We start from the raw sequence: 6,290 nt of genomic DNA, 5'->3' as shown, positions 1-6,290 counted from the left end.
AGCGCCGCAGTGAGGAACAATGCCCCTGGCTCGGCGGAATTCCGAGCGGAGGTGCGAAGCGCCGCAGTGAGGAACAATGCCCCTGGCTCGGCGGAATTCCGAGCGGAGGTGCGAAGCGCCGCAGTGAGGAACAATGTTGCTATTAATATCACAGCTTGAACTTACCGAAATCCTCCGGCCGGAGATGCTCGAGATACTCTTTGAGCTGCTCCGCGCTCAATTCCGACGACTCGCCCCCCGCGGTCGGCGGCGACAACGTCTCGGCCGCCTGCTCATCGTCTTCGTCCGGAATGACGAGCAGCGATTCGGCGGCAAAGATCGGCGCGTCGAGACGCAGCGCGATCGCGATCGCGTCGGACGGACGCGAGTCGACATTCACGACTTTTCCGTCGCGCAGGAGATGCAGCTCGCCGTAATAGGTGTTGTTTTCGACGCGCGTGATCTGCACCCGCCGCAGCGTGGCGCCGAGTCCGAGAATCATCGATTTGCAGAGATCATGCGTCAGCGGCCGCGCGCGCTTCATGTTGTGCATGTGCATGACGATCGACTCCGCTTCCGGCTGGCCGATCCAGATCGGAAGCAGGCGCTCACCGCCCTTCTCCTGCAGCACCACGACGTACGTCTGCGTGCCCGGATCCATCCCCAACCGCGATACGACGACTTCAATCATGATGACATGGTAATACGAGTTCCGTGATTATTTGACGGCACGGGAAAGCACCTTCGCCCGGTCTGTGCGCTCCCACGTAAACGCCGTCGGAGCGCCCCGCCCCGTTCCCACCTTGCACGGCGTGCGGCCAAAGTGGCCGTAGGCCGACGTCGCGCTGTAGATCGGCTTCCGAAGATCGAGCGCCTTGATGATGCCGCGCGGCGTGAGGTCGAACTCCTCGCGCACCGCGTCCATGATCGCCGACTCCGGTACCGACGACGTACCGAACGTATCGACCATCACCGAGACCGGTTCCGCGACGCCGATCGCGTACGCGAGCTGGACTTCACACCGCTGCGCGAGCTTCGCGGCAACGATGTTCTTCGCGACCCACCGCGCCGCATAGCACGCGGAACGATCGACCTTCGACGGATCCTTGCCGCTGAACGCGCCACCGCCGTGACGTCCCATGCCGCCGTAGGTATCGACGATGATTTTTCGGCCGGTGAGTCCCGCGTCGCCCTGCGGTCCGCCGATCACGAATCGCCCCGTCGGATTGATGTGAAACTTGGGCTTCTTCGCGCGCAGTTCCGCGGGAATCGTCGGTTCGATCACCTGCTCGATGATCGCGTTCCTGATCTGCCGCTCCGATGCCTCCGGCGCGTGCTGCGTCGAGATGACGACCGTGTCCACGGCCACCGGGCGCTTGTCCTCGTACACCACGGTGACCTGCGCCTTGCCGTCGGGCCGGAGCCATTTGATGTCGTCGTTCTTGCGACGCGCGGCAAGCGCTTCCGTCAAGCGATGCGCGAGCAGGATCGCCATCGGCATCAGCTCCTCGGTCTCGTCGGTCGCATAGCCGAACATCATGCCCTGGTCGCCGGCCCCGCCGGTATCGACCCCCATCGCGATGTCCGGCGACTGGCGGTCGATCGTGCTCATCACCGCGCATGTCTTGCTGTCGAAGCCATACGCGGGATCGGTGTAGCCGATCCGCTCGATAGTCGAGCGCACGACGTCGGGGACGTGCACGTACGTGGACGTCGTGATCTCACCGGCGACGCAGGCAAGGCCGGTGGTGACGAGCGTCTCGCACGCGACGCGCGCGTTCGCGTCGTCGGTGAGAATGGCGTCGAGGATCGCGTCCGAGATCGCGTCAGCGACCTTGTCCGGGTGACCCTCGGTGACGGATTCGGACGTGAAGAGATGGCGATCGTACATCATCTAGACCTAGGCGAGGGGTGTCAGTGGGGCAACCCGTGTCCGACTACCGCCGGATCGCCGATCATCGTGCTCAGGCGCTCACGCAGGACCGCCTCCGCTTCGGCCGCGGTCTGCGCGCGAATCGCGGCCGATGCCGCCTCTTCGGCCGCCTTCACCGAAATCGCACGGACGATGCGCTTGACGAGCGGCACCGAGCGCGGCGCGACGCTGAGCTGCCGCACGCCGAGTCCGATGAGCGCGAACGCCATGAGCGGCTGCGAGGCCATCTCGCCGCACACGGCAACGTCCAGGGAATGCTGACGCGCCGTGTACGCCGTCCGGCGGATGAGCGTGAGCACCGCGGGATGCAACGCCGTGAATCGCGACGCGAGGTTTGCGTTGCCGCGATCCACCGCCAGGGTGTATTGCACGAGATCGTTCGTGCCGATGCTGAAGAACGACACGTCGTTGACGAACGTATCCGCGGCGACGGCCGCCGCCGGCGTCTCGATCATCACGCCCAACGGCACATCGCGGCGAAACTCCGTGCCGCGCGCCTCGAGCTCGCGCGCTGCCTCATCGAGCAGCGCGCGGGCGGCACGCACCTCGTCCACCGACACGACGAGCGGCAGCATGATGTGTACGTCGCCATGCACCGCGGCTCGCAACAACGCGCGCAGCTGCACCCGGAACATGTCCGGTTGATCGAGACACATCCGTATGGCGCGCCACCCCAGAAACGGATTTGGCTCGCTGGGAAACCCGCCGGCCGGCAGCTTGTCGCCGCCGACGTCGAACGTCCGAATCACCACCGGACATCCATCGAACGCGCGAACCACGCGCGTATACGCGCGATACTGCTCGTTCTCGTCGGGCATCGTGGCGCGTCCGACGACGAGAAACTCGGTGCGCATCAGGCCGACGCCCTCGGCGCCGCTCGTCGCGGCGATGTCGGCTTCCTCGGGCAAATCGACGTTCGCGCGCAGCGTGATGCGCACGTCGTCGGTCGTGATCGACTCGAGCTGCGCGAGCTGGCGCAGCTCCTCGTCCGCCATCGCCTCCTGTCGTGCGCGCTCGCGATACGCGTCGATGTCGGAGTGCGACGGGTTGATCGCCAGCACCCCGGTTGATCCGTCGAGAATGGCCGTCTCGCGCCCAACGAGCTCCTGCGTCGCGGTGCGAAGTCCAACCACGGCGGGCAAGCCGAGCGAGCGCGCGAGAATCGCGACGTGCGAGGTACGTGTCCCCGCGTCGGTCGCGATCGCGGCGATCGCTTCGCGGTCGAGCTGCACGGTGAGACTCGGCGTCAGATCGTGCGTCACGAGGATTGCGTTCGATCCCTTCGGAAGGTCGACGGGATCGTGATCGGGGAGATCGAGCAGGATCGTCAGCACACGAATCTCGACGTCCTTGAGATCGCCGACGCGCTCACGCAACATGGCGTGCGCCGCACGTCCGAACTTTTGCCCCCACTCGATCATCACGATCTCGAACGCCTTCTCCGCGCCCAGGTTCTGGCGAATCAGCTCTTCGACGGCGCCCACCAGCTCCGAGTCGTCGAGGATGGAGCGCTGCACGTCGAAGATCGCCGCTTCCTGCGCGCCCGCGGTTCGCTCGACGCGATCGCGGATCTGACTGACGCGTGCCTTCGCGCGGTCGAGTGCGTCGTGCAGGCGCGCTAACTCGCCGGGAACGGCGTCATCGGGAATGATCCGATGCCGCACCTCGGGGATCTCCCATCGCAGCAGATGCACCGGGCCAACGGCGATGCCGGGAGACGCGGGAACCCCGACGAGCTTTCGATCCACTAACTCTCCCCGAAGCCGTTGCTGACGAGCGTCGCGAGTGCGTCGAGAGCCTGGTCGGCATCGGGGCCCTCCGCTCGAAACGTAATACTCGACCCATGTTCGGCGGCCAACATCATCACACCCATGATGCTTTTGCCATTCACGTCGAGGTCGTCTTTGCCGACGGTGATCTCGCTTTGAAACCTGGCGGCGAGCTTGACGATCTCCGCCGCGGGACGCGCGTGGAGCCCGTTTCTATTCGTGATCTGGACGGTTCGTTCGGGCATTAGCGGACTACCGAGAAGAGGACAAACGCGGCGACCACGAACAGAGACAAACGCCAGCCTTCAATGCGGCCCTGCAAACGAACCAGCAGAAACGATCCGAGCGCGACGGTCACGAGCACGAGCCCCAGCAGGCTCCGACCCGGTCCGATGATGCGACCCAGCGCGAGCGGTATTGCCACCCCGGTCGCGAGCGCCGCCACCCGTCCGATCTGCTGCGGTCCACGCCGCAGCACCGGATGCCCGAGCGCGGTCGCGACGCGCAGTCCGTGATTCCACCCCGTGCGCAGTCCCCAGATCCGCAGCGCGAAGTGTCCGGCATTGTACGCGGCGAGGAAGAAGCCAACGACGACGATCGGTGTCGCGCCCAGGCCGAACAAGGCCAGCGACGCAAGCGAGCAGAATGGCAGCCAGCCCGCCCACACGAGCCGGTCGCCGACGCTGCCAAGCGGTCCGCAAAGCGCCGTGCGAAAACGCTCGATGCGCTCCGGCGACTCGCCGTCGAGCTCCACGCGCGCGAGCGCACCGACGGCAACAGCGGCGAGATACGGATGCGCATTGAAGTAGTGGCTCTCCCGCGCCATCGCGTCCTTGAACGCCTTTCCGTGCACGCCGCCAGGCAGAAATCTTAGCGCGGGCTCGAGACAAAAGCCGATTCCGTTCCCGAGCAGGGTCTCGTAATTCCACGCGCCTTGAATCGCGAGCATGCGCACGAACATCGAGATCTGCGTGCGCACGGGAAGCGAGCGCGTGGCCGCCGATACGTTTGTGGTCATCTGAGAAACATCATGAAGAGGCCCAGCGCCAGACCGCCCCCGAAGAACCACAACGCGCCGGCGGTCGAATGAAACAGCTTCCACGCCGCACCGCCGGCGACGCTGGCCGCGACCGCGACGACGAACGCGCGCGAGTCGCGCTGATCGATCGTCCACAGCTCGATGCACATGCGCGACAGCGGTGCGAGCGCCGCATAGGCGATCGCGGTCAGCAGCGCGCCGCGCGCGAAGTCCGCCGTCATGCCGTCGAGCTGCAAGCTGATCACGGAGCCGCGCGCGCCGGCGGCGAGCGCATCGCGCTTCCGCCCGGCCCACACGGCGTTCAGCTGCCGGAGTTTGACCATCGTCCAGCCGCCGATCCACGTCGTCGCGAGCGCGGCGACCATGGCGAGCGACATCGCCCCTGCGGGATGCGACGGATAGCTCGAGAAGATCGCGCCGCCAACGACCGACGCCGAGCCCCACTCCGGATACCGCGACGCACCGAACGGCAGCGTCTCGAGCGCGATCAACTCCAGCGCGGCGCCGAGCAGCAATCCGCTCGGCGACTGTCCGACGAGCGCGCCGGCGATCGTCGACGCGACGATCGGCCGCGAGATCATCGCTTGCGGAAAGCTCACGACGTCCAACCCCAGCACGCCGCCGAGCAGCGCGAGGGGGATCAGGTCGATGAGCATCATAGGTCCTTCATGATTCGTTGCCCGCGAGCAGATCGTCGAGCGAAACAGGACGCGCACCCGGCACATCCTGCGCCGTGACTTTCGCGCCGCGCGCGGCGAGATCGCGCAGCTGCTGCTCTTCCTCCGGGGAGAGGAAGACGTAGCGCATGCGTTGCACGCGGCCGGGCTTCGAGTGAATGCCTCCGACGTTGACCGCCGTCACACCGGCACCGTCGACGAGCTTGCGCATGGTCGCGATGTCGCCCGTGAGCAAGAGGCCCGGCCGCGGATCGGCCTGATATTTCGCGACCGCGTTGACCGCGTCGTCCGCCGTGTGGAAATACACTTCCATCTCCGGCGGCACGCCCATGCGATAGAGCTCTTGCTCCCAGTCACTCTCGGCAACGGCGTCATCGACGAGCACGATGAAGCGCAAATCCAGCGGCTGACCCCATCCAACGACGACCTGCCCATGAATGAGCCGGTCGTCGATCCGATACAGCACGAGTGTCACGCGCCGGCCCCATACGCGTTGATCGCCGCACGTCCGCGCTCGGCGGCATGGCGTGCGGCTTCCGGCGCGGGCCGCCCTTCGGCGAAGACGAAGTCGAGCAGCAACGGAAGGTTCGTTCCCGCGACGAGAATGGCGTCGTCCATGCCGCGCAGAATTCGGCGCGATGCCATGGTGCAGCTTCCGGCCTGCAGATCGGTGAAAATCACCTTCACGCCATGCTCCAACATCTTCGAGCGCAAGAGCTCTTCGATGTCCTGCACGCTGAGTTTCGCAACCGACACGGGAATGAGTTGCGTGCCTCGTCCGGTGATTTGCTCGACCGCGGACACGAGGCCGGCGGCGAACTCGCCGTGACCCGCGACGATCGCCCGCGGCACGCCGTGCGATTGCGCGTCGTCGTTCGCGGGCTGGGTCATCG

Annotated in this window: 8 protein-coding genes; all 8 read right to left on the bottom strand. The window is 66.0% G+C overall.

Translation table 11 applies throughout. The features are described 5' to 3' along the window. Positions 1–148: 148 nt before the first annotated feature. The 8 genes from VN706_09375 to VN706_09340 are packed head-to-tail and all read right to left on the bottom strand — an operon-like array spanning position 149 to position 6,288. On the bottom strand, positions 149–670 hold the full coding sequence (locus VN706_09375; GenBank protein ID HXT15830.1) for a bifunctional nuclease family protein: 522 nt from the start codon (positions 668–670) through the stop codon (positions 149–151). Positions 671–697: 27 nt separating this feature from the next. After that, positions 698–1,870 (bottom strand): methionine adenosyltransferase, encoded by a 1,173-nt coding sequence (gene metK, locus VN706_09370; protein HXT15829.1) that lies wholly within the window; start codon positions 1,868–1,870, stop codon positions 698–700. 23 nt (positions 1,871–1,893) lie between these two features. Continuing rightward, complete coding sequence (gene ptsP / locus VN706_09365; GenBank protein ID HXT15828.1) at positions 1,894–3,660, bottom strand: phosphoenolpyruvate--protein phosphotransferase; 1,767 nt, start codon at positions 3,658–3,660, stop codon at positions 1,894–1,896. Then, entirely contained in the window at positions 3,660–3,926 is a 267-nt protein-coding gene (locus tag VN706_09360) for an HPr family phosphocarrier protein (GenBank protein ID HXT15827.1), read from the bottom strand. The genes ptsP and VN706_09360 overlap by 1 nt, the downstream gene beginning before the upstream one ends. Next, entirely contained in the window at positions 3,926–4,699 is a 774-nt protein-coding gene (locus tag VN706_09355) for a PTS system mannose/fructose/sorbose family transporter subunit IID (protein HXT15826.1), read from the bottom strand. Before VN706_09355 ends, VN706_09360 begins: the two co-directional genes overlap by 1 nt. Then, complete coding sequence (locus tag VN706_09350) at positions 4,696–5,379, bottom strand: PTS sugar transporter subunit IIC (protein HXT15825.1); 684 nt, start codon at positions 5,377–5,379, stop codon at positions 4,696–4,698. The genes VN706_09355 and VN706_09350 overlap by 4 nt, the downstream gene beginning before the upstream one ends. 7 nt (positions 5,380–5,386) lie before the next feature. Then, positions 5,387–5,872 carry a PTS sugar transporter subunit IIB gene (locus VN706_09345; protein HXT15824.1) on the bottom strand — a complete coding sequence of 162 codons (486 nt, stop codon included), beginning with the start codon at positions 5,870–5,872 and terminating at the stop codon, positions 5,387–5,389. Next, positions 5,869–6,288 (bottom strand): hypothetical protein, encoded by a 420-nt coding sequence (locus tag VN706_09340; GenBank protein ID HXT15823.1) that lies wholly within the window; start codon positions 6,286–6,288, stop codon positions 5,869–5,871. The genes VN706_09345 and VN706_09340 overlap by 4 nt, the downstream gene beginning before the upstream one ends. Between the last annotated feature and the right edge of the window lie 2 nt (positions 6,289–6,290).

The organism is Gemmatimonadaceae bacterium (genome assembly GCA_035606695.1).
GTDB lineage: Bacteria > Gemmatimonadota > Gemmatimonadetes > Gemmatimonadales > Gemmatimonadaceae > JAQBQB01.
Note: the sequence above shows the minus strand (reverse complement) of the source record. Positions and strands in the feature narration are given on the sequence as shown.

Excerpts from the sequence above, each read along its gene's own strand:
- VN706_09375 (HXT15830.1), bottom strand. The coding sequence starts at position 670 with ATGATTGAAGTCGTCGTATCGCGGTTGGGGATGGATCCGGGCACGCAG.
- metK (HXT15829.1), bottom strand. The coding sequence starts at position 1,870 with ATGTACGATCGCCATCTCTTCACGTCCGAATCCGTCACCGAGGGTCAC.
- VN706_09360 (HXT15827.1), bottom strand. The coding sequence starts at position 3,926 with ATGCCCGAACGAACCGTCCAGATCACGAATAGAAACGGGCTCCACGCG.
- VN706_09355 (HXT15826.1), bottom strand. The coding sequence starts at position 4,699 with ATGACCACAAACGTATCGGCGGCCACGCGCTCGCTTCCCGTGCGCACG.
- VN706_09350 (HXT15825.1), bottom strand. The coding sequence starts at position 5,379 with ATGATGCTCATCGACCTGATCCCCCTCGCGCTGCTCGGCGGCGTGCTG.
- VN706_09340 (HXT15823.1), bottom strand. The coding sequence starts at position 6,288 with ATGACCCAGCCCGCGAACGACGACGCGCAATCGCACGGCGTGCCGCGG.